Source organism: Desulforhopalus sp., from assembly GCA_030247675.1.
Lineage (GTDB): Bacteria > Desulfobacterota > Desulfobulbia > Desulfobulbales > Desulfocapsaceae > Desulforhopalus_A.
The window spans coordinates 466,617-490,840 of the sequence record JAOTRX010000003.1; the positions used below are offsets into that span (position 1 = coordinate 466,617).

General features: G+C 53.1%; 21 protein-coding genes. 1 reads left to right on the forward strand and 20 read right to left on the reverse strand.

From position 1 onward, the window contains the following. Nucleotides 1-40: 40 nt before the first annotated feature. The 7 genes from OEL83_09280 to OEL83_09310 all read right to left on the reverse strand — a co-directional run bounded on the left by OEL83_09280 (nucleotide 41) and on the right by OEL83_09310 (nucleotide 5,512). On the reverse strand, nucleotides 41-424 hold the full coding sequence (locus tag OEL83_09280; GenBank protein MDK9707230.1) for a response regulator: 384 nt from the start codon (nucleotides 422-424) through the stop codon (nucleotides 41-43). 9 nt (nucleotides 425-433) lie between these two features. Continuing rightward, entirely contained in the window at nucleotides 434-2,089 is a 1,656-nt protein-coding gene (locus OEL83_09285) for an ATP-binding protein (GenBank protein MDK9707231.1), read from the reverse strand. A 220-nt stretch (nucleotides 2,090-2,309) separates the two neighbouring features. After that, nucleotides 2,310-3,101, reverse strand: coding sequence for a hypothetical protein (locus OEL83_09290; protein MDK9707232.1), 792 nt, complete (start codon nucleotides 3,099-3,101; stop codon nucleotides 2,310-2,312). Then, nucleotides 3,098-3,319: a hypothetical protein gene (locus tag OEL83_09295; protein ID MDK9707233.1), complete on the reverse strand. Its 222-nt coding sequence runs from the start codon at nucleotides 3,317-3,319 to the stop codon at nucleotides 3,098-3,100. Before OEL83_09295 ends, OEL83_09290 begins: the two co-directional genes overlap by 4 nt. A gap of 58 nt (nucleotides 3,320-3,377) precedes the next feature. Beyond that, complete coding sequence (locus OEL83_09300) at nucleotides 3,378-3,998, reverse strand: DUF4881 domain-containing protein (protein ID MDK9707234.1); 621 nt, start codon at nucleotides 3,996-3,998, stop codon at nucleotides 3,378-3,380. Between the two features lie 123 nt (nucleotides 3,999-4,121). Beyond that, nucleotides 4,122-5,183 (reverse strand): sulfite exporter TauE/SafE family protein, encoded by a 1,062-nt coding sequence (locus OEL83_09305; protein MDK9707235.1) that lies wholly within the window; start codon nucleotides 5,181-5,183, stop codon nucleotides 4,122-4,124. Between the two features lie 32 nt (nucleotides 5,184-5,215). Then, nucleotides 5,216-5,512 carry a hypothetical protein gene (locus OEL83_09310; protein MDK9707236.1) on the reverse strand — a complete coding sequence of 99 codons (297 nt, stop codon included), beginning with the start codon at nucleotides 5,510-5,512 and terminating at the stop codon, nucleotides 5,216-5,218. 293 nt (nucleotides 5,513-5,805) lie between these two features. On the opposite strand from OEL83_09310, the gene OEL83_09315 reads away from it, so the two are divergent. After that, complete coding sequence (locus OEL83_09315) at nucleotides 5,806-8,367, forward strand: sigma-54 dependent transcriptional regulator (protein ID MDK9707237.1); 2,562 nt, start codon at nucleotides 5,806-5,808, stop codon at nucleotides 8,365-8,367. A 132-nt stretch (nucleotides 8,368-8,499) separates the two neighbouring features. Here the strand turns inward: OEL83_09315 and OEL83_09320 are convergent, their stop codons facing one another. The 13 genes from OEL83_09320 to OEL83_09380 all read right to left on the reverse strand — a co-directional run bounded on the left by OEL83_09320 (nucleotide 8,500) and on the right by OEL83_09380 (nucleotide 24,207). Next, entirely contained in the window at nucleotides 8,500-9,969 is a 1,470-nt protein-coding gene (locus OEL83_09320) for a fused MFS/spermidine synthase (protein MDK9707238.1), read from the reverse strand. A 77-nt stretch (nucleotides 9,970-10,046) separates the two neighbouring features. Continuing rightward, nucleotides 10,047-10,817 (reverse strand): TSUP family transporter, encoded by a 771-nt coding sequence (locus tag OEL83_09325; protein ID MDK9707239.1) that lies wholly within the window; start codon nucleotides 10,815-10,817, stop codon nucleotides 10,047-10,049. A gap of 24 nt (nucleotides 10,818-10,841) precedes the next feature. Next, complete coding sequence (locus OEL83_09330) at nucleotides 10,842-14,291, reverse strand: GAF domain-containing protein (protein MDK9707240.1); 3,450 nt, start codon at nucleotides 14,289-14,291, stop codon at nucleotides 10,842-10,844. 65 nt (nucleotides 14,292-14,356) lie between these two features. Continuing rightward, nucleotides 14,357-16,021 (reverse strand): methyl-accepting chemotaxis protein, encoded by a 1,665-nt coding sequence (locus OEL83_09335; GenBank protein ID MDK9707241.1) that lies wholly within the window; start codon nucleotides 16,019-16,021, stop codon nucleotides 14,357-14,359. A gap of 444 nt (nucleotides 16,022-16,465) precedes the next feature. Beyond that, nucleotides 16,466-16,852: a hypothetical protein gene (locus OEL83_09340; protein ID MDK9707242.1), complete on the reverse strand. Its 387-nt coding sequence runs from the start codon at nucleotides 16,850-16,852 to the stop codon at nucleotides 16,466-16,468. 235 nt (nucleotides 16,853-17,087) lie between these two features. Next, a complete protein-coding gene (locus OEL83_09345) occupies nucleotides 17,088-18,572 on the reverse strand; it encodes a sigma-54 dependent transcriptional regulator (GenBank protein ID MDK9707243.1) in 1,485 nt (494 codons plus the stop codon). Further along, a complete protein-coding gene (locus tag OEL83_09350; protein ID MDK9707244.1) occupies nucleotides 18,559-19,719 on the reverse strand; it encodes a response regulator in 1,161 nt (386 codons plus the stop codon). Before OEL83_09350 ends, OEL83_09345 begins: the two co-directional genes overlap by 14 nt. 207 nt (nucleotides 19,720-19,926) lie before the next feature. Continuing rightward, entirely contained in the window at nucleotides 19,927-20,292 is a 366-nt protein-coding gene (locus tag OEL83_09355) for a response regulator (GenBank protein MDK9707245.1), read from the reverse strand. A 15-nt stretch (nucleotides 20,293-20,307) separates the two neighbouring features. Further along, nucleotides 20,308-21,153, reverse strand: a complete 846-nt coding sequence (locus OEL83_09360) for a molecular chaperone DnaJ (protein MDK9707246.1) — start codon at nucleotides 21,151-21,153, stop codon at nucleotides 20,308-20,310. 37 nt (nucleotides 21,154-21,190) lie between these two features. Further along, nucleotides 21,191-22,270: a chemotaxis response regulator protein-glutamate methylesterase gene (locus tag OEL83_09365; protein ID MDK9707247.1), complete on the reverse strand. Its 1,080-nt coding sequence runs from the start codon at nucleotides 22,268-22,270 to the stop codon at nucleotides 21,191-21,193. Beyond that, the gene (locus OEL83_09370) at nucleotides 22,271-22,783 is read right to left on the reverse strand and encodes a chemotaxis protein CheD (GenBank protein MDK9707248.1); all 513 of its coding nucleotides are present in this window, start codon (nucleotides 22,781-22,783) and stop codon (nucleotides 22,271-22,273) included. It lies immediately after the preceding gene. After that, nucleotides 22,780-23,628 carry a protein-glutamate O-methyltransferase CheR gene (locus OEL83_09375; protein MDK9707249.1) on the reverse strand — a complete coding sequence of 283 codons (849 nt, stop codon included), beginning with the start codon at nucleotides 23,626-23,628 and terminating at the stop codon, nucleotides 22,780-22,782. The genes OEL83_09370 and OEL83_09375 overlap by 4 nt, the downstream gene beginning before the upstream one ends. A gap of 90 nt (nucleotides 23,629-23,718) precedes the next feature. Further along, nucleotides 23,719-24,207, reverse strand: coding sequence for a chemotaxis protein CheW (locus OEL83_09380; GenBank protein MDK9707250.1), 489 nt, complete (start codon nucleotides 24,205-24,207; stop codon nucleotides 23,719-23,721). Nucleotides 24,208-24,224: the final 17 nt, after the last annotated feature.

Genomic DNA, 24,224 nt, shown 5'->3' on the forward strand with positions numbered 1-24,224 from the left:
GCAAAGATATCAGGAGATTGATGTTGAAATTACATCGAAACTAGTGGGGTAAACCTCGTTTTTTGTTGTAAGCCTGGTTAATGGTGTCGAGTAGTTCATTCAACGGGGCCGGTTTCATAACATAATCAAATGCCCCCAGCTGCATTCCCTTGATGCCGAATTCCACCGAAGCGTGGCCGGTGAGCATAATGACCTCAATTTCCGGTTTCAGCTTTTTGATATGGCGCAGAGTCTCGATGCCGTCCATTTTCGGCATCTTGACATCCAATACGATGACATCAAAATCCTGGGTTTCAAGAACCTTAAGCGCATCGATACCGCTTGCCACACCTTCGGCGAGGACTTTTCGTACCTTAAGACGTTTGACTATGGTTTCTCTGAAATCGTCCTCGTCATCAACAATCAACACTCGTAATGTATCCATCATGTCCCTTTAATTTTTCGGAAGAAGAATGGTAAATACCGTACCTTCGCCTTCCTTGCTCTCAACCGAAATTCGGCCCCCAAGTTTTTCAATAATAGTATATGAGATCGAAAGCCCAAGGCCAGTGCCCTTGCCGACTTCCTTCGTTGTAAAAAACGGATCAAAAATCTTGCTCAGATTACTTTCGGGTATCCCCTTACCGGTGTCGGCTACTGAAATTTCAACCTCGCCGGTTTTTTCATGATAACGGGTGCTGACGGTAACTGTTCCGTCATGGTCGATAGCATCAATGGCATTATTGAGGAGATTGAGAACAACCTGTTGAATCTGCGACAGGTCGCTGGTTATGATCGGGACATCCTCCGCATAGTGTTTTTCTATATTGATATTCATATACCTCGCCCCGTTGTCCAGGAAACCGGTGGTTTCATCCAGGAGGGCGTTGATATTGATTTTTTCTTTTGCCGGTTCCATCCGGCGCGCAAAACCAAGGAGATTATGAATGATTTTCCGGGCCCTGGCGACCTGCTGCTCGATTTTGTCAACTGACTCATCAAGTTCGGCAAAATTTTTATTAGCGGCAATATCCTCTTCCGCCAGCAGGTCTTTCATCCACCCGGCTACTTCAGCAATCGATGCCAGCGGGTTATTGACTTCATGGGCGATTCCGGCCGCCATTTTGCTCAAGGCAATCATTTTGTTGGCCTGGACCAGCATGTCGGACTTTGACGCGTCTTCCTGATCAGTCTTCCGAATCCTGTTGATGAGGCCGTTGGTAAAAAGAATCGCTCCAATAACAATAATTGCTAAACCGAAGATGGTAAAAAACATCATCCAGTACTTTCCTGTTTGGAAAGGCAACAGGATCTCATCGGGATCTTCCTTGATCACCACCACCCATTTTGTGGAGGAAATTTTGGTGCTTGCATAAAAGCTGTCTTGTCCTTCAAAGACACGCCGTGTTGCATTTGTGGTACTCGTCGAAGAAAAGTCCGGGTATTTCGGCTTTTCCAGGTAATTCCCCCCAATACGGGGCTGGGTCATTAACGCGTTATTAAGATTGACAATAAAGGCATCGCTCCCTTCACCCACCAGGTCATTCTGGAGGATGTCGTAGATATTTTTCAGGTTGATAGTAACCCGGAGGATCCACGAGGTATTCTTTTCCCTGACCATGACAGCGATAATAAAGTGCGGCACCTTGCGGAAACCCATAAAAATATCACTTATGTAAATGCCATTGGCCTTGGTGGCACTAAACCATGCCTCGTTTTTGTAATTGACCTCTTTGAGCATGCTGTAATAGGGGCCGACATAAGCGCGATGATTGCCTTCGTCATCAATTACCCCGATGTCCATGAAAGAGTTGGACTTGGTGTGCATGACCTCAAAAATAGTTTTGAGAAAGGTTTCTTCGGTGAGGGTGGCGAAGGTATTGGTGTTGGCGATGGTGTAGAGTTGGGCGACGCGTTCGTTGAAGAACAGGTCAATGGCATCCCGGCGGTTTTCAGCGGTGCGCTTTAAAGACTCGGTGACTTTATCCGTGTAGATGCCGTCAAACAGCGTATAAAGGGCGATGGTAACGAAAAGCAGAGGAAAAACGGACAAACCGATGATAGCCAGACAATTTCGCCACCAAAGTTTAGTGTAGTTTCTCTGATTCATACAAGCCCCGCATGTCAACAATGGTATCGCGCTGCCAAAGTCTGCATCCGCCGTGATAATAACGATGTGTAACTATACTGTAAAAATGAATGAAACACATCTTGTCTTTCACCGGCTGAGCCGATGAAAGAAAATTATGGCCCCCCAAGGAATGCTCGGAACACGGGTTGCGGGGCCGTGATAAAGTGGAGCGAACCAGTCCGGTCTTTTACAACGGCTGCTAAAAACAAACAACATCACCAATTTTCACGAGATTGCGGTCTTTTACCAGCAGGCACGCCTTGTTGTTATCGCATTCAGTAATTACGGCGCTGCCAAGAGCCGCACCGAATCGCCGGTAGAGGGTACACGACATTCCCGGGGCAGCGGAGATACCTTCCTGGAGGTCACAGGTCACTTCGGTTCCCTGGTCTGTCTGACGAAGTATGTAGATTTCTCCACAACGACGGCTGGAAAGGTGTCTCGCCCAGAGCCAGCCGAAAAAAAAGTTCAGAACCCCGGTGACAAGGCCGCCAAGCAAGAAGCCGCCGGCAAAGATGTAAGGATTGATGCCGGTAGTGCGGGTCAGAAAAGATGGTGAATGGGCGTTTTGGGTGGCCAGGTCCGGCCATATCCTGACCGCGAAGACAAGGGCCGGGTTCTGTTTTTCCCCGTAGCGATCCTTGACCATAATGGTATGTTCCCCTTCCAGCGCATCAGGACCTACCGTTATAACGCCCCGCCACATCGATCCCCCGAACCAGTAGCCTGAGAAAATTGCCTCCGGGATTAATCTGAGTGAATCGTCAGATGACTGTCCTTCAATGACGAAATCTGCGATGGCCTCAGTCTTCGGGGGCATTGGACCGCTGATGAGAAATCGGCTTCCAGGTATCAGGTCAATGGTGCCGCTGTTGCCTTTCAGCCCGCCAACCATGGCATCGACAAAGGCCGCCAACGCCGCGGTCAGCAAGATCATGGCGACAATGCCGCTCAGCTTCTGCCACCGTGCTATTCCTGATTCAAAGATCATGTGACAGTGTTTTGCCGTGTGCGAAGAAAACGCTTTCCCAAAAACCCGCACACCAGTCCAGGAATAAGCAGTGAGAAGATGGTTGTGAAAAAGGTCGCATTGAAATCTTCAGGGTGTAGTGAAGCCCGATACATGGCAATGAATACGGCAACCACCATGAATAGATTGATGGCCAGTACCAGCAATTTTTGCAGCAAGAAGAATCTGTATTCCGACATGATGACCTCACGATATTACAGGCGGGTGGGGTTTTCGCCACCCGCCTGGTTTTTTCTGCTACTTCTTGAAAATATCCGTTTTTGATATGTTCATGAAGCGAAGTGATTGTCCGGCAACTTTGTAGTAGATCCGGACTTCATCACCGGCATCCCAGGTACTGGCGGGATAGCCGAAGTAGTTGTCCGGCACTGAGAAGGTGCAGAGCATTTTCTGCCGTCCGGAGTAAATGGTAATGGTTTTCTTTTCCTTATCGATCATCGGCATTTTCTTTGGTTTATTTTCGGCTTTGTCGAAAACCAGAGGATGATCTTTGGCGATGGGCTGCTGCAGATCGACGATGGTGATCGGCAGGGTCTCAAGTTTTTTGGTGTTGGTATCGTAAATGACGATTACCTTTTTATCGGTGTCCAGCTTCATTCGCTGGCCGGCCTTAGGCTCCGGACCGGTTTCTTTCGGGTCAGCCGGCAATTTAAAGACTGCGGGTGGCAGTTTGTCATAAACGGGTTTGGTCTGATCTCCGGAGCTGTCATGGATCAGAGTTACTTCCTTTTTCTCCGCGTCAAAGGCGATGGTTCTACCCTGTTCTACTTGGCCAAATTCTGCTTGACTGACACCGGTTATGGTCATGAGCATAGCGGCAGCAGCGGCAGAAATCAATATATGTCTGAAATTCATCATATGTTCTCCTTATGCGTTCTCCTGGTTAGTACCCTAGAAATTTTTTCTAGTTTTCGCCCTTGCCTCAGACGGGCTGAAAAGGGCGAGAATACATTTCATGAAGGTGTCTTCCCCTGTGGAGGTTTAGATTTTCTGCTGCTTTTGGGCCAGTTCTCTTTTTACACCGGCTATCATCCTGACGAAAATGTAGATAGACATCGCACTTACCAGGCCGAGGACCAGAATAGTTGAGCCGGTGTCGAGGACGGCTTTATATTGTGGTACCCAGGGTTGCACCAGTTTCATAAGAATAGACAGGGCGCAGCCGATAACCGCAAGTCCGAAGGCAATTCGAATACCGTAGCCTTTAATATACTTCGTGGCAACCGCACCAACCTGAGCGCCCATTGCAGCACCGATCAGCATGACCATGGCTGCGACCAGTTCCGTGCGGCCCTTGAAGGTGTATGTTCCTGCACCATACAACCCGGAGATGGCAACCTCAAAAAGATCCGTTCCAACTGCCACATGGGTAGGACAACCAATCATGTAGATCAATGCCGGCATACGAATGAGACCACCACCGATACCGAGAATACCGGCGAGCCAGCCTGTGAAGAAGCTGACGAAAATAGGCAGCCAGGCGCTGCAGTAGATACCGGCAACTTCCAGGTGAACCATTGGCGGGATCTTGATTTTATGCAGGGTTTTATGCCACTCAACACCGGTAGCTGTCACGTCAAGTTTTTCACCACGCGCAGCAGCGGCTTTTTCTTTCTGGGCACGCTTGGCAACATCGTGGAAAACCATCCAGGCAATAAAGGCGAGCAGGGCGATATACACCCAGCGCACAACTTTTTCTACGGAACCAATACGTTCGAGCCACATAACCATCTGCGCACCGGCCTCGAAACCTACGACCGTACCGACGAGCATGATGATACCAAGTTTGTAGTCAACGTTACCGAATTTGCCGTGGCGCATTGTCGAGATGAGCGATTTGCCTGCCATGTGGGCGATATCGGTACCGATGGCAAAGGCCATTGGGAACCCGAGAATGTTCAGGCCGGGGGTGACCATCCAGGCACCGCCCATTCCAAAGAAGCCACCAATAATGCCAACTCCGACGCCAAGAATAATCAGACCGGGCCAAAATATTTTGACGCCGGCAATGGGCATGAGCATATAGAGCCAATCGTATTCCATGAGTATCTCCTTAGATTGAAATTGAGTTCAATTTAATGTTCGGCCAATTCCCGGCTTTTCAGATCAATCCCTATCCAGCTCATAATGATGTCGGCAATAACACCAAAAATCACGCCGGTAACCGGAATGAGGACGACAGTCAGAAGCATGAAATACAAATGACTTTCATTGTAGAGATTAGCCCACCAGAGCATCACTCCATCAAGTTTTCGGGTGTCGGCGACCAGGACAATAGGCGCAGACTTTCCTCCGGCTGCCAACGCAAAACTCGGAGAGAGCAGCATCAACGTGATGAGTCCCCACCATATCCGCTGTAATCGTTTTTTCATCGTTGTCTCCTTTTGTTTTGAATTCATTGTTACTCAGCTCAACACCGGAAAATCCGGTAAACCTCTTGCTGGAGTGTTTTCCACCGGGGTAGCACGCAAAGATTAAAGCTGAGCAGTTAACCCGATTTGCTTCTTGATATTCCAAAATGTATGCCATTAATTGTGCAATAAATAAAAAACCACATAATTACAAATTCATAAAAATAATTGTTGTTGATATATTGCGCATTATCAGCTAGTATGTTTCGCAATATGCACGATTAAAACTTGGGATATTTCAAGGAGGAATCGATATGCGCTATTCATTTCCCCCCTCGCTTAACCCGGTCATTCGCATGAATGATGCGTTTTACTCTTGGGGGATCAGCAAGTTCCTTGTTTTGAGCGGAACCACTCTTCTGGCTTTTCTTCTTTTGGCCTCCGTGCTTATTGCCTATAAAATTGCGTCTTCCTCCCTCGATTCAGCTTATTCACGCAATGCCCAATTGAGGGCCAAGGCTCAGGCGCATGACATTAACCAGGTTTTCCTGTCTGCCCGGCAGGAATTGCAATTCCTCAGCAGTGGCTCACTTTCTCCAGAAGAAATATTCAATTACCTGAGGAGGAAAACTCCGGAGGGTCAACCCCTATATCGAGAAATTGCTTTTCAGGGCAATACGGTTGAAGAACGGTTTATTTTTGTAAGTAATGGCTCGAGTGTGTTTGCGGTTCCTCTTGAGCAGGCTCCGGTCGGCAGGTCGGGAGTCTTTCCCGTTAATGATCAATTCAGCGGCAAAGAAAAGGACTATGTCCAAATCAGTGACCCGGTGGAGGTTGTCTACCCTGCGGTCCCTTCTCAGGATGGGGTCAATTCCATCGCCATGCATGTTATCAGGTTGACTATGCAGGTCTTTTCAGCAGAGAACGTGTACAGGGGCAAATTGACCCTCTCAATCGATCTGACTCGCATCAGGAGTATTCTCTCACTCCATGCATCTTCGCAATCACCGCTGTTTTTGTTTCCACAGGACAACGAAAGGAAGAAAAGTTTCTTTTTTGATTCGGATGGATGGCTTCTGTTTCAGTCAGAGCTTGAGCCCGAAAGGATGACTGATCTCTCTGTCGATGAACTGCGTGTAGGCTTGCGAGGTGACGTTGGTCGGCCGGGATTCAGTACCGCTTTTCGTCCTGAGTTGGCGAATGAACTTTACTGGAATATTGTTTCTGAGGTGCAAAAAGGAAAAAGCGGTCAGGTGCTTTCCGATCGATCTTTCACCCAAAGCACGGAGACTGAAAAGCAGCTGTATCTTAGCTATGTGCCGATTGTTTTTCGAGAATCCTCAGAGTCTGAGCGTATTGTCGGTGGGGTGGGATGCCTTGACACCAGCTTTATGTATATGGCATCTACTTACCAGGTTGCCTGGACGCTGACCATCGCTTTTCTGGTGAGTTTACCGCTTATATTTATCTCAATGTTTTATCTGAGCATGCGAGTCTGTAAACCGCTCAATCTTCTCGCTGATGCCATCGACGCCCGCGTTTCCGGCGATGATCCCTCTCCACTTGATTTTCCACCGATTTTTTCCGAAATAAATCGATTTCAGCAATCACTCAATGTCCTTCTGCTTCAGGTGCAAATAGCTAGAAACGATACAATTCTCAGAGAAGGCCTGTATGAAAATGATTGGATGGGGCAAAACATAAACCTGGAGAAAGAGATTGCCAATTCCCACGATCTCGATCCCCAATTGCTGAGTGTACCACTGTATGGCATCGTCGGAGGTGGCCAGGCCGTCAGCAATTTGCGTCAGCAGATTCAAAAGGCCTCCAGGGTCTTGGCCGATGTGTTAATTATAGGGGAAACCGGCACAGGAAAAGAACTTGCCGCGGAAGCCGTCCATGCCATCAGTCATCGGTCCAATGGGCCTTTTATTTCTATTAATTGCGGTGCTCTTGATGAAAATTTACTCATGGATGCGCTGTTTGGTCATGTCAAAGGCGCTTTTTCTGAGGCCCAGACTGACAGAAAAGGTGCCTTTATTGCTGCATCTGGCGGAACTTTGCATCTTGACGAAATTGCCAATGCCTCACCGAAGGTCCAACAGGCCTTACTTCGGGCCCTTTCGGTGCGGCGCATACGACCCCTGGGTTCCGACAAGGATATTGCCTTTGACGCGCGGATTATTGCGGCAACCAATATTGATCTCCTCCAACTTTCTCTCACCGGTAAGTTTCGGGAAGATCTCTATTATCGATTGGCGGTCATCACCATTGTCATGCCACCACTGCGCCATAGAAAAGAGGATATTATCGTTCTGGTAAAACACTTTCTTGAAGAAAACGTCTCTCTTTCAGGACAGCCTTTCGTCGGTATCAGCCGTGGCGCGATGGAAAAACTGATGAACTATGATTGGCCAGGCAATATTCGGGAATTAAAAAACTGCATTACCCGGTCGTTGACCTTCGCTGATGGCGATCTCTTATCGGCTTCGCATATCCTTTTTGATAAGAGAGTCGGAAAAAATGATGAAATTATTGAAATTCCTGCAAGACATGTCCCCGCCCCGATGGGTGTGCCATCTGAAACGGAAAAAGAGGTGGATAGTAGTGTGGTAGCCCCAATAATCGATAGCTCCACGGAGCAAGGGGCAGATTGGCTTGGAGAACTTAATGACCGTCAGCGTAAAGCGTGGCCGGCCATTGTTAAAAACGGTGGCATTACCCGGATCGAGTATCAGGCTGTCGCAGGCGAGGCAATTTCCGTTCGTACCGCGCAATATGACCTTCACCAGTTGATGGCTAAAGGCTTACTTATTAAAACTGGACGAGGACCCTCTTCTCGCTATCTTGTTTCGCAATCCCTTGTGATTTCATAACTGTTCAATATTATCGCGAAGGAAGCTGTCACGAATACGCAATTGCGCATTTACTGCGCAATTGTTGTATTGTGCAACGAGGGGCAGAGCGTATCAGGTTGTTCCTTTGATCAGAGGTTTTTGCCGCAAGAATCAAAGAAAACCAAAAATCCCAGTATAGCGGTCTACAGGCGCAAATTCATCAGTGAAGGGGGCAATGTTTTTTGTTGGGGGGGCTATTTGGTTGGCGAGCATTTCCTGGATATCTTCATCTGCTGGTGCATTTTCGTGAAAAGGACTGGCAAAAGCGGCGAGAATGAGGTTTTGCCACAGGCGAATATCAGCTGGGTTGAAGACGGCGTAGGCACGAATATCTGGAAAAGTCGTTTTCAGGGTCTGGTAAAAAGCCGAGTAAAAGTCGCTTGATTGGCCCTTTTGCGAAGCAAGGACATTTACAAGGACCACGCCGTCAGGGGTCAAAGCCTTGCGCATGTGCTGGATTGCCTCAACTGTTACAAGATGAAAGGGAATGGAATAGTGCGATGTGAAAACGTCGCATAAGATAACATCATATCGATCAGGAGTCTTTTGCAGAAATATCCGGGCATCTTCTTCGATGATACGCAGCCGGGGATGTTCAGAGAGACCGAAGTGGGCCCGGGATAGGCTGATAATCCCCGGATCGAGCTCGACAACATCGATTTGCAGTTCGGGATAATGTGCAAGAGCATATTTGGGAAACGAAAAACCACCGCCTCCAAGGACCAGCATCCGTTTCATTGTTGGATTAAAATATTCGGCAAGGCGGTAAAAGCGGGTATACGCCACGGCAAGCTCGGTGGTATCGTCCAAATACATTGCCGATTGCCGTCCATGCGGTCCGGTAACCATTTCCCGGGTAAGTCTTCCTGTTGCAAGTTCTTGGCTGTTATAGACCAAAACCCTGTTGTAGGGTGTATCGGTGTCGATAAAGCCCTGTTTGGCAAGAAAACCATCATAATGGTAATTGAGGAATGCCGCTAAAACAAAGAGAATGACGGAGCATGCCTTGAGCGGTTTCCCTGATGGTTCGGCTAAGATAGAAGCAATAGCCAGTCCGGCAGCGGTAATATAAAGGATTGACGTGCTGCCGACCCAGGCAATGAGGACAAAACCGGCAAGAAAGGTGCCAACGATGGAGCCAATGGTGGACACCGCATAAAGGTTTCCAGCGGTCCGTCCGCCATGCTCCCGATCCTCAAGGTGCAGCCGCACGGCAAACGGCGCGACCATGCCAAGCAGCACCGATGCCGGTGAGAAGAGCGCTACCGTCGCCATTACGGCTACTGCCTGAAGATCGCCAATACCCTGCATCAAATCAAGTACCCAGGTTTTTGAAAGGGCAATGGCAGTTGTTGACCAGGCAGCCAATAAAACGATGCGTCCAAGAATCCTGGGCTGCGGATGCCGGTCAGCGATAATTCCACCCCACCAGGCTCCCAGGCTGAGACTGGCAAGAACGATGCCGATAAGGCTGGTCCAGACAATAAGTGAAGTGCCGAGAACCGGCGCAAGGATTCGCGACCCGGTAAGCTCTATAATCATCACGGCGGCGCCGCAAAGAAACACACACCAATGAAGCATACGGTTTTCCTCGATTGTTACCTGCTTTGCCATGGACTGCATGGCGATCCTGCGACCAGAATTTGATACGGGGCACATCACGAAAAAAGCAATTTGTAAACCTGACTACAGGACATCAGAATACACATGGCGATCACCAGTGGTCTGATAAGCTTCTCTCCGCCATTCAGCATGGTATGGCTGGCCAGGGAGGCGCCACAGAACTGGCCGAGCATCATCGCCAGGGCAATCAGCCAGGCAACTTGGCCGGCTGCGGCAAACACAGCCATTGATATGACATTTGTCGTAAAGTTCAGCAGTTTTGCCCTGATAGTGGCCTGCAGGAGCGTCTGGCCACGTAACATCACCCCACTGGCGGCAAAAAAAGAACCGGCTCCGGGTCCAATAGCCCCATCATAAAAACCGATAAGCGGCACTGCGGTGATACCGTAGATTTTTTCCGATTGACGGGCGGATGTAGTCACCTTCCCTACCTGCGGGCTGGCAAGAAAATAGCCGGCAACTCCAATGAGAAGAAAAGGAATCCCCCAATGCAGCCAACTGGTGTCAACCCTCTGGATAAGTAAAGTGCCGAGCATAGAGCCAATAGCCGCCGCTAATACCAGGGGCAGACAGTTGACAATATTCAATTGTCCTTTTGCGAGGAGCATCAGCGTTGCAGTCAGTGTTCCGACAAAGCCCTGGGCCTTATTGGTGGCCAGGGCCGACACCGGCGGCAGTCCCGCCAGCATCAATGCCGGCAGGGTCAGCAGCCCGCCGCCTCCGGCTAGGGTGTCCACCCAGCCGGCCAGCAGGGCGACAAGAAACATGGTGAGGATCAACCATAGCGGCCAGTCAATTGCAAGCATCTGTGTTCCTGTTAAGAATTCTTGTCAGGCTGAAAAGATCTGGCCCAGTTTAATCGCCAGATCTCTTTTCATAAACGGCTTCTGAAGAAAGTGCAGGCCTTCCGGGAGAAAGCCCTGGCGGGCAATGACATTTGCGGTGTAGCCGGACATGAACAGACATTTCAGGGTCGGGTTGGCCTGCAGGATGACTCTTGCCAGGTCGTTGCCATTCATCTCCGGCATGATAATGTCAGAGAGGAGAAGTCGCAACTTATCTTTATGCTTCTCGGCGAGCTGAATTGCCATATTGGCGGAGCTGGTGGCCACTACACGATAACCAAGGCTTTCCAGCATGCGCGCGTTGAGCTCGAGGATGACGGTTTCATCCTCGACAAGAAGTATCAACTGCCCTTGACCAAGAGGCGGTTCCGGTTCTTCCTGGCGTACTATCCCCTCGACTTCTCCTGTGTGTTGCGGCAGGTAGATGCGGAAGGTTGAACCTTGTCCTGGTTCACTGTATACCTTTATAAATCCGCCGTTTTGCTTAACAATACCGTATACCATCGCCAGGCCGAGGCCGGTGCCCTCGCCTTGCTTTTTGGTGGTAAAGAACGGTTCAAAGATATGCTTCAAAGTATCCTTGGTGATGCCGGAGCCACTGTCGCTGACCGAGAGCATGGTGTATTGACCCGGTAGAAAACCAGGGTTGTCTGCACAGTATTCGCTGTTGAGGGTGACTGTGCCGGTCTCGATGATGATCTTGCCAAGGCCGTGAATGGCATCCCGCGCATTGACACAGAGGTTGGCAAGGATCTGATCGACCTGGGATGGATCAATGAAGACCGGGGCCAGCCCGGTCTGTGGCAGCCAGGCCAGCTGAATGTCCTCGCCGATCAGCCGGCGGAGCATCTTCAGGACGCCCTCAATGGTATGGTTGAGGTTTATAATCTTCGGAGTGACCGCCTGTTTGCGGGCGAAGGCCAGAAGTTGGCGGGTGAGATCCGCCGACCGCAGGGCGGCCTTTTTAATCTCTTCCAGTTCACGGTGCATCTTCGGTTCGCTTTTTGATTGTTCTAGGGCCATCTCGGCATTGCCAAGGATGACGCTGAGCATATTGTTGAAATCATGGGCGACACCTCCCGCCAGCCGGCCGACCGATTCCATTTTCTGGGCCTGCTGCAGCTGCGATTGAATCTTTTCCTTCTCCTTCTCCGACTGTTTGAGGTCGGTGATATTCTCAAAGGCGACGCCCAGGCGTGTTCCGGGAAGGGGGAAGGCGCGGATGCGGAAGGCCTCGGTCAGCCGGTCGCCGGTGTAATACTGGTCTTCGGTTTCCATCATCTCGCCGGTTTGCAGCACCTCGATGAGACGGGTATGAATGCCATGGTCCTTGGCCTTTGGCCAGAGGGTGTCGAAGTCCAGGCCGATAAGTTGATCGATTTCCTGGCCGATGAGCCGTGCCGCCTCCGGGTTGCCGCCGACCAGCACCAGACGGTTCGGGCGGTAGTACTGGTAAATAAAAAGTCCGGCGGGAATGGCCCGCACCAGGTCGTCGGAGGTCTGTAGGGACTCGCGGAGCTGCTGGTCGATCCGTTTCGCCTCGACAAGATGAAAGACCATCCCAGCCAGATAGGCAACCGTTTCCACATCGTCTTCATCGTAATTAACCGGTTTGTTGCCCACCCCGAGGATGGCCACAATCTTGTCGTTATATGTGACCGGCACCACTAGCTCACGGATGACTGCGGCATGACCCGGCGGCAGGCCCTTTTTGCCGGGCATGGAGGCGTAGTCGTTATGCACCACCGGTTTGCGCTGCCGCAGGCAGTCGACCCACACCCCCGCCTGGGCAATGTCGTAATGCCGGCCTTTTCCTTCGATCCGGCAGAACTCGCGCAGGGTTCGCGACGACCACTGCTGGAGGGACAGGGTCTTCTGGTCGTCTTCGACAAAATGGAAAAAACCGATGGGGCTGTCGACCAGCTCACAGACCTCATCCAGGACCTTGGTGAGGAGGTCGTCGAGGGAGTGGTTGCCGGCAAAGAGGGTGATTTCCAAGCGTTTCTCGGTGAGTCGCTGCAGATGGCGGGTCTTGCTCTGGTCGCGAAAGACAAGAACTGCCCCGGAAATATTGCCGCTGGTATCGTGGAGAGGTGAAGCAGTGCTGGCGATGGCTGTTCTCTTGCCGCTCTTGCCGAGTAAAAATGCTTGTCGGTCCTGCGAACAGTCCTTGCCGTCGCGCAGCACCTGCGTGACGGGATCGTCGATCTTCAGCCCGGTCCGCTCATCGATGAGGGAGAAGACCTCCGCCAAGGGTTTGCCGACAGCCTCGACATGTAATAAACCGGTTAGCCTTTCCGCGGCCGGGTTGAGCAATTCGATCCGGCCCTCATGATCGGATACGATAATCCCATCGGCGATACCCTGCAGGATGACACTGCTTCGTTCGGCATTGCGGCGCAGCAGCTGCTCGGCGGCAAAGAGCTGCCGAAAATAATTACGTTTGGTCCGCTGTTGTATGGCTAGGCCAAGGGCAATCAGCAGGGCGGCGATACCTGAAAAGGCGAGGATCAGCAAGAGTGATTGGTTGCGCCAGGCGGCAAAGGCCTCTCTGTCGTCAATTTTGGAGATGAGGATCCATGGCGAGTTGGGAACCTCTTCGGCATAGGCGATGACCTGTTCCCCCCGATAATCCACTCCTTTGATGATCCCCAGTCTGCCGTTTACGGCAGCCGCGGCAGGTACCTGGAGCCTGGTTTTCGGAATGCGCAGCTGCATGCCACTGTCCGGCCGGTGCCGCAGTTTGTTGAGATAGAGGACGTCGTCACCATCACCCCGCACCAGGAGTGATTCGGCGGTCTTACTGGGGATTGGCCAACCGCCGACCAAGGGGAAGAGAAACTTGCTGGTATCGTTTACCAGGATGAATACCCCAAGCAGGGCTTCTCCGAGTCGGCCATCATAATACAGCGGCGTGGCTGCCGCCATAGACACTACTCCCTGATCGTCGCGGTACAGGTCGCTGAGAACCGTTTGTTTGGTGCCTATTGCCTGAGCGGTGAGGTTTTCTGCGCTGTTGTATTGTTTGAATCCCGCGACGGTTCCATGGCTCACCATGGTATTGCCCTGTGGATCAACCAGCAGTACTCCTAAAAGATGATAATGGCGGGCAATGGTACTGATGGTATCAAGCAGGAGCTGGGCGCGTTCCGGCTGAGAATCGGCCAGATACCGCTCAACCGCCTTGGAGAAGGGTTTACCCTCGGCAAGGAGATTGGTCTCATCAACGATACGGTGCCGCCACTTGGCAATTTCTTTGACCTTGAGAGAGGAGATGGCCTTTAATTGGTCTTCGACGAGGATGTGCTGTTGCTGCTGTTGGGCATTGAACAGCCAAATCCCAACTCCCAGGTCGAGGGCCAACAACACCAATAAAAGGATCAGTAAGCTGGTGGAAGAGGTCTTTTTGATCTGCGGTTGCACAATAATTGACATAGTCTGGTTACTGCCATTCCCCCGCCGGAAGGAGAGGGCTTCCGGCGGGGCGGTTGGTACTGCAATTAGACCTTGAACCGTTTCATCAGTTCCTGCAGCTTGCCGGCAAGATCGGAGAGGGCCTGGGCGCTGGCCTGGACCTGACCGCTGCCGGCGCCAACCTGGGTGGCCTCTTGGTTGATCTCGGAAATATTCTTGGTGATTTCGCCAACGACTATTGAGCTTTGGGCAACATTCTCGTTGACCTCAAGAATGCCCTGGGCGGCCTGGGAGATGTTGCCGGCGATCTCGTTGGTGGCGGCCGATTGTTCCACTACCGCCGTGGCGATGCCGCCGATGACGTTGTTGATCTCGGCAATGACCGCGGAAATATTTTCAATATCGCCGATCGTCGAACTGGTGGTGGTCTGCATCTCGTCGATCTGGCTCTTGATATCGACCGTCGCTGCCGCCGTCTGCCGTGCCAGTTCCTTGATCTCGTTGGCGACTACGGCAAAACCCTTGCCCGCTTCGCCGGCCCTGGCAGCCTCGATGGTGGCGTTGAGGGCGAGGAGATTGGTTTGTTCGGAGATCTCGGTGATGGTTTCGGTGACCTTGCCGACTTTGCGCGCCGACTCACCCAGGGCGGTGATTTTTTCCGAGGTGGCATGGCTCTGGGCCACCGCTTTTTCCGATACCTCGCGGGCCTTTTCAGCGCTTTGGCTGATCTCGTTGACGGTGGCGGTCATTTCTTCGGTGGCGGTGGCCACCAGGCCGACGTTACTGGATGACTGCTCCATGGCGGCGGAGACCGAATGGAAGTTCGAGCTCATCTCTTCGGCGGCGGTGGCGACGGTGCCGGATTTGCTGGCAGTGCCCTGGGCAGAGGAGGAGAGCTGCCGGGATACCGCGGCAAGGTCGGTTGACGAGGAGGAAAGGGTGTTGACGCCAGCGGCGATCTCGCCGATCATCGATCGCAATTGCCGTAGGGTGCCATTCATCGCGTTGGCCATGACGCCTATCTCGTCCTTTTGATCGATCTCAAGTTTTGCCGTCAGATCGCCTTTTGCCATGGTCTCGGCCAATTTCACCGTCTGGGCCACCGGTCCGGTGATCGAGCGAATGATCAGGAAGGCGGCAAGGATACCTATCGCTATGGCCATGGCTGCCAGAATGACAATGAGCATCTCCGCCCGAGTGGCGCTTGCTTCAGCACTCTTGGCGAGATCTCCGGACAATTTATTCTGCAGCGATATGACATCGTCGCTGGCTGCGAAGTATTTTGACTGGGCCTCCCGTATCTTTGTCAGCAACATGCCCTTGGCCTTGTCCAGCTCACCGGCCTTGATATGTCCAATATATTGATCAGTGGCTTCAATATAGGCGGCTCGGGCGTCGAAGAGGCTTTTGGCCTTGGCCAGCGTCTCTGGGTCTTTGCTGGTTTTTTGCAGGGTTTCGATGTTCTTGCCGATGATGGCGCGGGACTTTTCTACCCGCGCCAGTTCAGCCTGCTGGGTTTCCTTGCTGGTATCAATGATGATATTGCGCAGGGCACGGGCAATAACATTGATGTTGTCGTTGATCTCGTTGGCTAGTTCAACCTTTGGCATGCGGTCATCGGCCAGGGTGGATAGATCGTCATTGAGCCGCTCGATAACTGTAAACGACACCCCGCCATTGACCAGCAGGAAGAGAAGGATTAAGGAAAACGCTAGGGTCAGCCGGGTTCCTATTTTCATGTTTTTCAGCATTGGTCGTCTCCTAGAAAGATAGTGGTTACAGAGAATATTTTTTTGGCCGCAAGGCCCTATAGTGTATTACCCAGCTGTATTGCCTTTCGAAGTTGCAATAAGTATTCCAGGAAGGGTGGAACTTCGGTAAACACCTGCTGTTGCAAAGCATATCACAAAAACCAGGAAAGCAACAAAGCAGGAAGAAAATAAAATTGGCGGTTATCCTTGAGCGTCATTGGTAGAGGGAGGTAAATTTACCACCGGCCATGGACAATTTTGTCGCCGGGAGCTTTTTGGTGATAAGTGTTTGGGTAAGGATAGATTTGCATTTCAATACGATAGCGTGGTAAAGCGGGGTCCGGTGGGCCGGGGAGGTGAATTTGCCACCCGGAAGAGCGATGGCATAAGGCAAGGGTTTTCACCCCTATTTTCTTTGCCGCGAATCGATGGGCGAAGAGTGGCTCAGAAAACTTCTGAGAGGTGGAGGGATTGACTGATCGCCGCCGCCAGTTCGGCCTCGCTGACGGGTTTGACAAAAAAGAAATTAACCTTGGCGGTGCGCAGCGCCTGTTCAACAGCACCAAGGCCCTGCTCTGTTACAACAATGACCGGTGGATGATCAATGCCGGAGGTTGCCGCAAATTTTTCCAGTTGTTCCAGGATGGCAACGCACGAGCGGTTCTCACCGAACAGCTCGAAGATGATCAAATCGAACATCTCCGTCAGCAGGAATTCGGCATCGAACTCCTCAAGAATAAGGTGGACCGGGTTGATGCGCAGGCTGTGCAGAACCTGCTCGACGGTCAGTTTGGCGCTGCTGTCATCGTAACTGAGCAAGACATTCGGCATACTTTTCCTGGACGGAACTGTTTCCCCCGTTTACCGGGAGACGGGTGGCTGGGATAATACGCCACATGGGTCGAGTATGCTGAAGCAACTCCTGTACCAGAGATACAAGGAATATCGAATTTGTAGATATGTATTCGATATTAGTGATATTTCAAGGCGTTCGCGGCCGGTGGCAGGAGAGCGCAGGTGCCCCGGCAGGGGGGGAAGGGAGGGGAGAGGAGGCAGGTTTACCTCCTCATTGGTATTTCGTAGGGTGCTCTCCGCTCAGGGCTGTGTCCGAAGGTTGACTGGAGAAATCCTTCATGGCCAGACCGAGTTCCTTGATCTTGGCGTAGAAATTCTTCTTATGCATGCCGGAGAGTTTCAGGGCCTGCTGCAGGCTGCCCTGGGACAGGCAGAGGGTTTTTAACAGGTAATCCCGGTCAAATTCTTCCAGGGCCTGTTCCTTGGCCTCTTTGTAGCTGATCACCGAATCTTGACCGCTGTCGCCCACCACCCGGCGGACATCGGCCAGGGAGATTTTCCGGCTGGTGGCCATCTGGGAGATTTTATAGAGGGTCTGTTTCAACTGGCGGACGTTGCCCGGCCAGTCCTTGTCGATGAGCTGCGAGGCGGCGTCGGCGGAGATCTCGTAGGTGATGTTTTTTGCCGTGCCGAAGAGATCGAGAAAGTGCCAGATGAGCGGCAGGATATCGCCTTTTCGCTCGTCGAGCGGGGTGGTCTTGATAATTGAGGCCGACAGCCGGAAGTACAGGTCCTCGCGGAATTTCCCGGCCCGGCACATCTCTTCGAGATCACGGTTGGTGGCGGCGACGACCCGCACATCGACCTTGTGGATCTTCGCCTCACCGACCCGCGAATATTCGCCGTCGTCGAGAAAACGCAGCAGTTTGGCCTGCACCTCCAGAGGCAGTTCGCCCACCTCGTCGAAAAACAGGGTGCCGCCATCGGCCGTGCCGATGTAGCCCTTGGTGCTCTTTACCGCCCCGGTAAAGGCGCCGCTGACATGGCCGAACAGCTCGGTCTCGGCCAGCGTTCCGAGAACGGCGCAGTTGACCGGCATGAAGACATTGCCGCTGCGGCTGCTGTTGCGGTGGATGTCTCGGGCGATGATCTCCTTGCCGGTCCCCGATTTGCCGAGGATGAGCACCGGGATGTCGAGATTGGCCAGCGAGGCGATTTCATCCCGGATGTCCCGCGTCGACATGGATACGCCAATATAGCCGCTGCCCTTTCGCTCCGGGGAATTGGAGGTGACAAAGGCATTGCGCAGCCTCTTGAAATGCAGGGCGGCGTAGACGGTGTACACAAGCTGCGATTCATTGAAGGGCTTGAAAAGAAAGTGGGTCAGGCCCATCTTCAGGCAGGGATCAAGGTTTTGTTCATCCGGCACGCCGGTGATGATGACCACCTCGGTGCTGATCGAGGCCTCAAGGAGTTTTTTGGCGAAGTCAATGCCGTTCATCTCCGGCATATTGATGTCGACCATCGCCAGGTCGTAGGCCTTGCCCTTAATGTTTTTAATGGCCTCCAGCGGATTGGTATGGGCCTCCACCACGTAGCCGCTGGCGGTGAGGGTGGTGGCGATGAAATCAACAATACTCGGTTCGTCGTCGACGATCAGCACCTGGGCGTTTTTTACCGCTCGTGCCTTATACCCCATGGGCATATGTTTCGTATGGGCAGGCAAGCTGCTCAACTCAGCTTTATAGATGGACATCGCGTACCGCTTTTTCCAGTTGGTCGAGGGTGAATGGTTTCTGGAGAAAAGCTGCGTTCCCGGTAGTTCCCCCCGGGCTTGTCTCGCGCTCTTGTCCGGACATAAAAATAATCCGTGCCCCAGGTTTGATAGCCAGCAGCTTCCGCTGGCATTCGTAGCCGTTGCCGTCACGAAGGCCGACATCCATCAGCACGGTGGTGATTATATCATGCAGGTGTTGGTATTCTTCCTGCGCTTCGGCGCAGGTATTGACACAAAACACCATATGCCCGCGTCGCTGCAGGCGGTTGAGGAGCAGGGTGCGCATCGCCTCGTCGTCTTCCACCACTAAAAAGCATTGCTTGGCCAGTCCGGTGTTCCCCGGCATGTGCCCGGCATCGGAAAGGATTTCGGGGTATTGCGCCTTTTTTCCCTCGCCCGTCACAGGAAAGTTGGCACTGGCCAGGGTGGTGTGGTCCGCGTCGCGGCTTATGCGGAGCCTTCCCCGGTGTCGCTCGGCCAGGATGCGCGCCGCATAAAGGCCGAGGCCGGGCAGGGCGCTGCCGGCAGGACCAGGCAGGATCGATCTTCCCGGAGAGGCGGCGACGTTATCCGGGCAGCCCGGCCCGTGGTCTCTGAAAGTGAAGGCCAGGGTCGCGGGAGTGGTGTCCTTTGCCAATCCGATGCTCAATGAAATTTCGCCGCCCTCCGGGGTGGCGTCAACGCAGTTTTCTCCCAGATAAAAAAGCAGCAGGATGATGTCCCGGCCATTGCCGATGATCTTTTCCTGGTCGATGGCCGACTCAACGACGAAGCGATGGACGCGGGAGATGCAGTTCAGCAGTTCAACGGCCTTGCTTGCGAGAAGGAGGGGCGATTGGCTGCCGCAGGCGGTTTCCCCGTCGCGGGTGAATCCATAAAGATTTGCGGTCTGGCTGATGCCGCGTTGCAGCAATTCGTCGATCAATTCACCCCGCTTGCCTGCGAGATCGCCGAGGAGGGCGTTCGCCTGCTGGAGCATGGCGGTTTGCCCGCCGAGACCGGTAAAGATGTTGTTATAGCTGTGAGCTACCCCACGCGCCACCCGCCGTACCGCGGTAAGGTACTTGTGCTGCAGCAGCAGGTTTTCGAGGTTAGTCTCGGACAGATCTAAGCCGATTGTCGCCATCAGTAGTTCTATGTACTTGAAACAGTATCGTAATTTAGGAAAGAAGAAGCTTGCCTGCGCTTCTCGTCCACTTCAATAGACGAAGTGTATCACAGGCCTTGGGGCGATTCAAATACCTGACCGGAGATTTTCTTTCTCCGGTATTATACCTGTGGCCGGGCCTCGAAACATCGATGGCCGGGGTGAGGCGGCAGAACGGCGGGGGGCTTAGGAAAGGAGCTTTTCTACCAGAGAGAGAAGTTCCACCGGTCGAAAGGGTTTTTCGAGAATTGCGTCGGCACCCAGTTTCTCGGCAAGCGACAGGTAGGTGCGCGGCTCCATCATGCCGCCGCCCGACATGGCGATAATTTTCGGCCGGGGCGTCTCCTGCACCAGTTCCATGATGACTTCGAGCCCTTCCTTGTCCGGCATGATGATGTCGGTGATAACCAGGTCGGGTTTGCTGGCGCGATAAGAATTTACCCCCTGAACACCATCAATGGCCGAGAGTACTTTGTAGCCGGAGCGTGAAAGGAGATCGCTCATCATGCGCAGCATGTTCTCATTGTCCTCAATGACCAGGATCGTCTTCATTGCCGTGGCCCTTTGTTAGTCCCGCCTTTCGGCGTGGATGGCGGTGTTATGATTTTCGAACTGCAAGAGAAGTTCCTGTAATTCATAATCGTTGATGAGATTTTTCTCAAGCAGAATGGTGCCAAATTTCTTCTGCAGGCGTTGTTGCTGGTAGATAAGCATGCGCAGCTGCTGTTCGCTGAGCATTCCGAGCATCCGGGCGGTCTCGCCAAAGGGTCTGCGGTGCTGCCGGTTATGGAGGATGGTGGCGATGTCATCCTGGTCAAAGATGCCGAAACGCCGTCCCAGTTCGCCGATACGTGGCCGTTCGATCCGCTGCCAGGCAAGGACCCTGGCAATGGTCCGCCAGTTGGCAAGGCCTGAATAGTACAAGAAATGGCCGAAGAGCAGCTGGCGGCGGGGCAGGGCGCCCTGATAGTATCTTTCGGTACTGGAAAATTCTGAGGTTCGCTGGATGTCGCCAGTGAGGATGATCGGTTTGACTGTTTGCCCCGCTACCGGCCGGGACCGTTGCCGGCTGTAGTCGAAAGGATACCGGCCAGAAGTGGTCTTGTCTGCCGAGGGGGCTACACTTGCCCGAAACGCCGGGGGAGGTGGGAGGGATTCTTTCTCTCGCAAATAGACCAGCAGATTCTCATAGGCCTTGCGCACCGTGGAAAAGGGCTCGGTGTTGCCCTGGCGTTCCGGCAGGTCCCTGCCCATCTGCGTGTCCGGATGGGTTTCCATCGCCCGCTTGCGAAAGGCGCTTTTGACCCCGCTGATCTGCAGATAGTGAAGAAACTCGCCTGAGATCCGCAGATCGTCGCCAAAGAGTATCTCGCACGACCGGAAAAGTTCTCTTTGGCTGTTGCTTACATTCATCTCTTCAGGTTCCGGTCGCTGATTATCATGTCGGCGTTCACAAACACAGGCGCAGCACCTCTTGGGCAATAAGGTTCAGCGGCAGTATCTTGTGAACTCCCCCATGTTTTATCGCCTCCGCCGGCATACCGAACACCACGCAGGAGGCCTCGTCCTGGGCGATATTGATCGCCCCGCCATCGGCCATCTCTTTCATGCTCCGCGCCCCGTCATCGCCCATGCCGGTCATGATGACCCCGACAAGGTTTTTACCGGCATAGCGTGCCGCCGAGCGAAAAAGCACATCAACCGAAGGCCGGTGCCGCGACACCAGGGGGCCGTCCTTAATCTCCACGTAGTAGCGGGCCCCGCTGCGTTTTAACAGGGTGTGATGATTACCGGGGGCGATCAGCACCCGGCCCCGCACCACCGTATCGTTGTCGGCGGCCTCCTTGACGGTTACCCGGCACAGGGAGTCGAGCCGTTTGGCAAAGGCGGCGGTAAAATTCTCCGGCATATGCTGGACGATGACCATGCCCGGCGCATCCTCGGGGAGCATCTCCAAAAAGACCCGGAGCGCCTCCGTGCCGCCGGTCGAGGCGCCGATGACCACCACCTTCTCGGTGGTCTGGATCATTGCCTTCGAATTTGGCTTGTCCATGATAACATCGGCGGAGTATTTGGGCGAGATTTCTTTCAGGCTGGAGGGCTCGGGCGGTGGGCGTTTCCGGCCCGAGCGCGATTCGGCGGCGGCCTTGATGGTGTCACAGATCGTTACCCGCGATTCTTCGAGGAACTGCTTGGTGCCCATGCGCGGTTTGGTGATGATATCCACTGCCCCGTACTCCAGGGCCTTGAGGGCCGATTCACCGCCGTTCTCGGCAAGACTTGAGCACATCACCACCGGCATCGGATGCTGGCTCATGATTTTTTGCAGGAAGGTCAGGCCGTCCATGCGCGGCATCTCGATATCCAGGGTAATGACATCGGGAACCACGGTTTTCAAGCGCTCGGCCGCGAGATACGGATCGGCGGCGGTGGCGACGACCTCTATCTCCGGGTCGGCATTGAGCATTTCGCAGAGGGTTTGCCGCACCAGCGCTGAGTCGTCAACGATCATCACCTTGATTTTTCGCATCTATTCTCCTATGCACATGGTGTTGCTGGCCAGTCTCAGCCTTCGCAGGTAGACGTCGCCGGTCATCATCGAAAACAGCAGCTTGCGTCCCCGGCTGCCGCCGATGTCGGAGGTGGCGATGGCCATGCCGAACTGTGCCAGGGCAATTTTTGCCTGGAGGATATTTTGGTCGCCAATGCTCTTGCGAGTATCGCCATATTCGCTGCCGGCGAGCACCTTCGCCCCGCCGAAGAGCTTGACGATGAGGTCGGATTTCCCGGTATATTCAAACATTTTTTTGCAAATGAAGGCAATGGCCGTGTCGACATAATGGACGTTGGTATGGTCTGCCGCTATTGGATTGCGCGGGTACATAGCGTGGCAGATGGCCCCGATCTTCTTGCTGGGGGAAAACAGGGTGACGGCGATGCATGATCCGAGGATGGTACTGACCAGGATGGGATTTTGGGAGATGATAACCTCCCCCGGCTTGAGGTAGACACTATTGCAATGGTTGGCGGCAATCCGTCTCATTTCTTCTGATATACCGTAGATCCCACTACTTGAAAATCGACATTGATGCCGTTCAGCGTCTCGGAATGGCCGAGAAAGAGGTAGCCCCCCGGCCGCAGTTGATTGTGGAACTTCTGCATCAAGGTCTGTTGGGTCGATTTATCGAAGTATATTACTACATTCCGGCAGAAGATAATATCCATTTTCTCCCCCAGGCCGAAATCGGCATCCATGAAATTGATCCTTTTAAAGGCGATCTTGGCACGGAGTTCCGGGCAGATACGGATCAGGCCGCGCTGCCTGTCGCGGCTGCGCAGCAGATACTTCTTCTTCAGGTGCATGGCGATGTCGTCGGTGCGCTCCTCCGGGTAAATGGCCTTGCGGGCGGTTTCAAGGATTCTGGTGCTGATGTCCGAGGCGAGTATGGAGAAGTGAAAATTGCCCTGTTCGGCGGCAAATTCCGAGGCGACCATGGCCAGGGTATAGGGTTCTTCGCCGCTTGAGCATCCGGCGCTCCATATTCTCACCGGCTGGGAGGTCGACTGGCCGCGGTGGCGGAGAAGTGCCGGCAGGGCCGTTTGGGTGAGAAAGGTGAAATGACCGGGTTCACGGAAGAAATCAGTCTTATTGGTGGTAACGACATCAATCAGGTGGATGAGTTCCGACTGCTGCCCCTGCTGGCTGAAGACGAACTGGCCGTAGTCCTCGAAGCTGTCGAGATGAAGAGTCTTGAGGCGCTTTTGTAGCCGTGCCTCAAGCATGGTTTTTTTAGTCGGCGGCAATTGAATGCCGACGTGGTCATAGATAAAGGAGCTGAATTGCTGAAAAATTCTGTCCTTCATCTTGGCCGGCTGGATGATTGCCATGATTTTTCGCCTGGTGTTTCTAAGAGGAGGCTGCTGTGCCCTCCAGGGAAAGAGATCGCAGGGTGCGGAGCACACCCTGCGAAACGGGACCTATTCTTCGGTTGCGCCCTGCAGCTCCGTCAGTTCCTCGGCGGAGAAGACCTTGTCGATATCAAGAATCATCACAAAGTTTTCTCCCACCTTGCCCATGCCCTTGATGAACTCGGTGTTGAGCTTGGTGCCGAGCTTTGGCGCCGGCTCAATGGAGCTCGGTTCCATTTCCACGACCTCCTGCACCGAGTCGGCGAGGACGCCGAGGACAATGGCCTCGCCGCGCAGATTGACCTCGACGACAATGATACAGGTGTTGATGGTCTGTTCGGTGCGCTGCATGGAGAAATTGAGTTTCAGGTCGATGACCGGCACGACACTGCCGCGCAGGTTGATTACCCCGCGCATGAATTCCGGTGTTTGCGGGACCTTGGTGATGGTTGTCAGTTCGAGGATCTCGCGGACCTTGGCCACGTCAAAGGCAAAGATCTCCTCGGCCAGTTTAAAGGTGAGATATTGCACGGTTTCAGTAATTCCAGCGACACTCATGGGTTCTCCTCCTGTTA

Bases quoted from the DNA above. Each gene is read 5' to 3' on its own strand.
- OEL83_09280 (MDK9707230.1), bottom strand. From the start codon at position 424: ATGGATACATTACGAGTGTTGATTGTTGATGACGAGGACGATTTCAGA.
- OEL83_09285 (MDK9707231.1), bottom strand. From the start codon at position 2,089: ATGAATCAGAGAAACTACACTAAACTTTGGTGGCGAAATTGTCTGGCT.
- OEL83_09290 (MDK9707232.1), bottom strand. From the start codon at position 3,101: ATGATCTTTGAATCAGGAATAGCACGGTGGCAGAAGCTGAGCGGCATT.
- OEL83_09295 (MDK9707233.1), bottom strand. From the start codon at position 3,319: ATGTCGGAATACAGATTCTTCTTGCTGCAAAAATTGCTGGTACTGGCC.
- OEL83_09300 (MDK9707234.1), bottom strand. From the start codon at position 3,998: ATGATGAATTTCAGACATATATTGATTTCTGCCGCTGCTGCCGCTATG.
- OEL83_09305 (MDK9707235.1), bottom strand. From the start codon at position 5,183: ATGGAATACGATTGGCTCTATATGCTCATGCCCATTGCCGGCGTCAAA.
- OEL83_09310 (MDK9707236.1), bottom strand. From the start codon at position 5,512: ATGAAAAAACGATTACAGCGGATATGGTGGGGACTCATCACGTTGATG.
- OEL83_09315 (MDK9707237.1), top strand. From the start codon at position 5,806: ATGCGCTATTCATTTCCCCCCTCGCTTAACCCGGTCATTCGCATGAAT.
- OEL83_09320 (MDK9707238.1), bottom strand. From the start codon at position 9,969: ATGCTTCATTGGTGTGTGTTTCTTTGCGGCGCCGCCGTGATGATTATA.
- OEL83_09325 (MDK9707239.1), bottom strand. From the start codon at position 10,817: ATGCTTGCAATTGACTGGCCGCTATGGTTGATCCTCACCATGTTTCTT.
- OEL83_09330 (MDK9707240.1), bottom strand. From the start codon at position 14,291: ATGTCAATTATTGTGCAACCGCAGATCAAAAAGACCTCTTCCACCAGC.
- OEL83_09335 (MDK9707241.1), bottom strand. From the start codon at position 16,021: ATGCTGAAAAACATGAAAATAGGAACCCGGCTGACCCTAGCGTTTTCC.
- OEL83_09340 (MDK9707242.1), bottom strand. From the start codon at position 16,852: ATGCCGAATGTCTTGCTCAGTTACGATGACAGCAGCGCCAAACTGACC.
- OEL83_09345 (MDK9707243.1), bottom strand. From the start codon at position 18,572: ATGTCCATCTATAAAGCTGAGTTGAGCAGCTTGCCTGCCCATACGAAA.
- OEL83_09350 (MDK9707244.1), bottom strand. From the start codon at position 19,719: ATGGCGACAATCGGCTTAGATCTGTCCGAGACTAACCTCGAAAACCTG.
- OEL83_09355 (MDK9707245.1), bottom strand. From the start codon at position 20,292: ATGAAGACGATCCTGGTCATTGAGGACAATGAGAACATGCTGCGCATG.
- OEL83_09360 (MDK9707246.1), bottom strand. From the start codon at position 21,153: ATGAATGTAAGCAACAGCCAAAGAGAACTTTTCCGGTCGTGCGAGATA.
- OEL83_09365 (MDK9707247.1), bottom strand. From the start codon at position 22,270: ATGCGAAAAATCAAGGTGATGATCGTTGACGACTCAGCGCTGGTGCGG.
- OEL83_09370 (MDK9707248.1), bottom strand. From the start codon at position 22,783: ATGAGACGGATTGCCGCCAACCATTGCAATAGTGTCTACCTCAAGCCG.
- OEL83_09375 (MDK9707249.1), bottom strand. From the start codon at position 23,628: ATGGCAATCATCCAGCCGGCCAAGATGAAGGACAGAATTTTTCAGCAA.
- OEL83_09380 (MDK9707250.1), bottom strand. From the start codon at position 24,207: ATGAGTGTCGCTGGAATTACTGAAACCGTGCAATATCTCACCTTTAAA.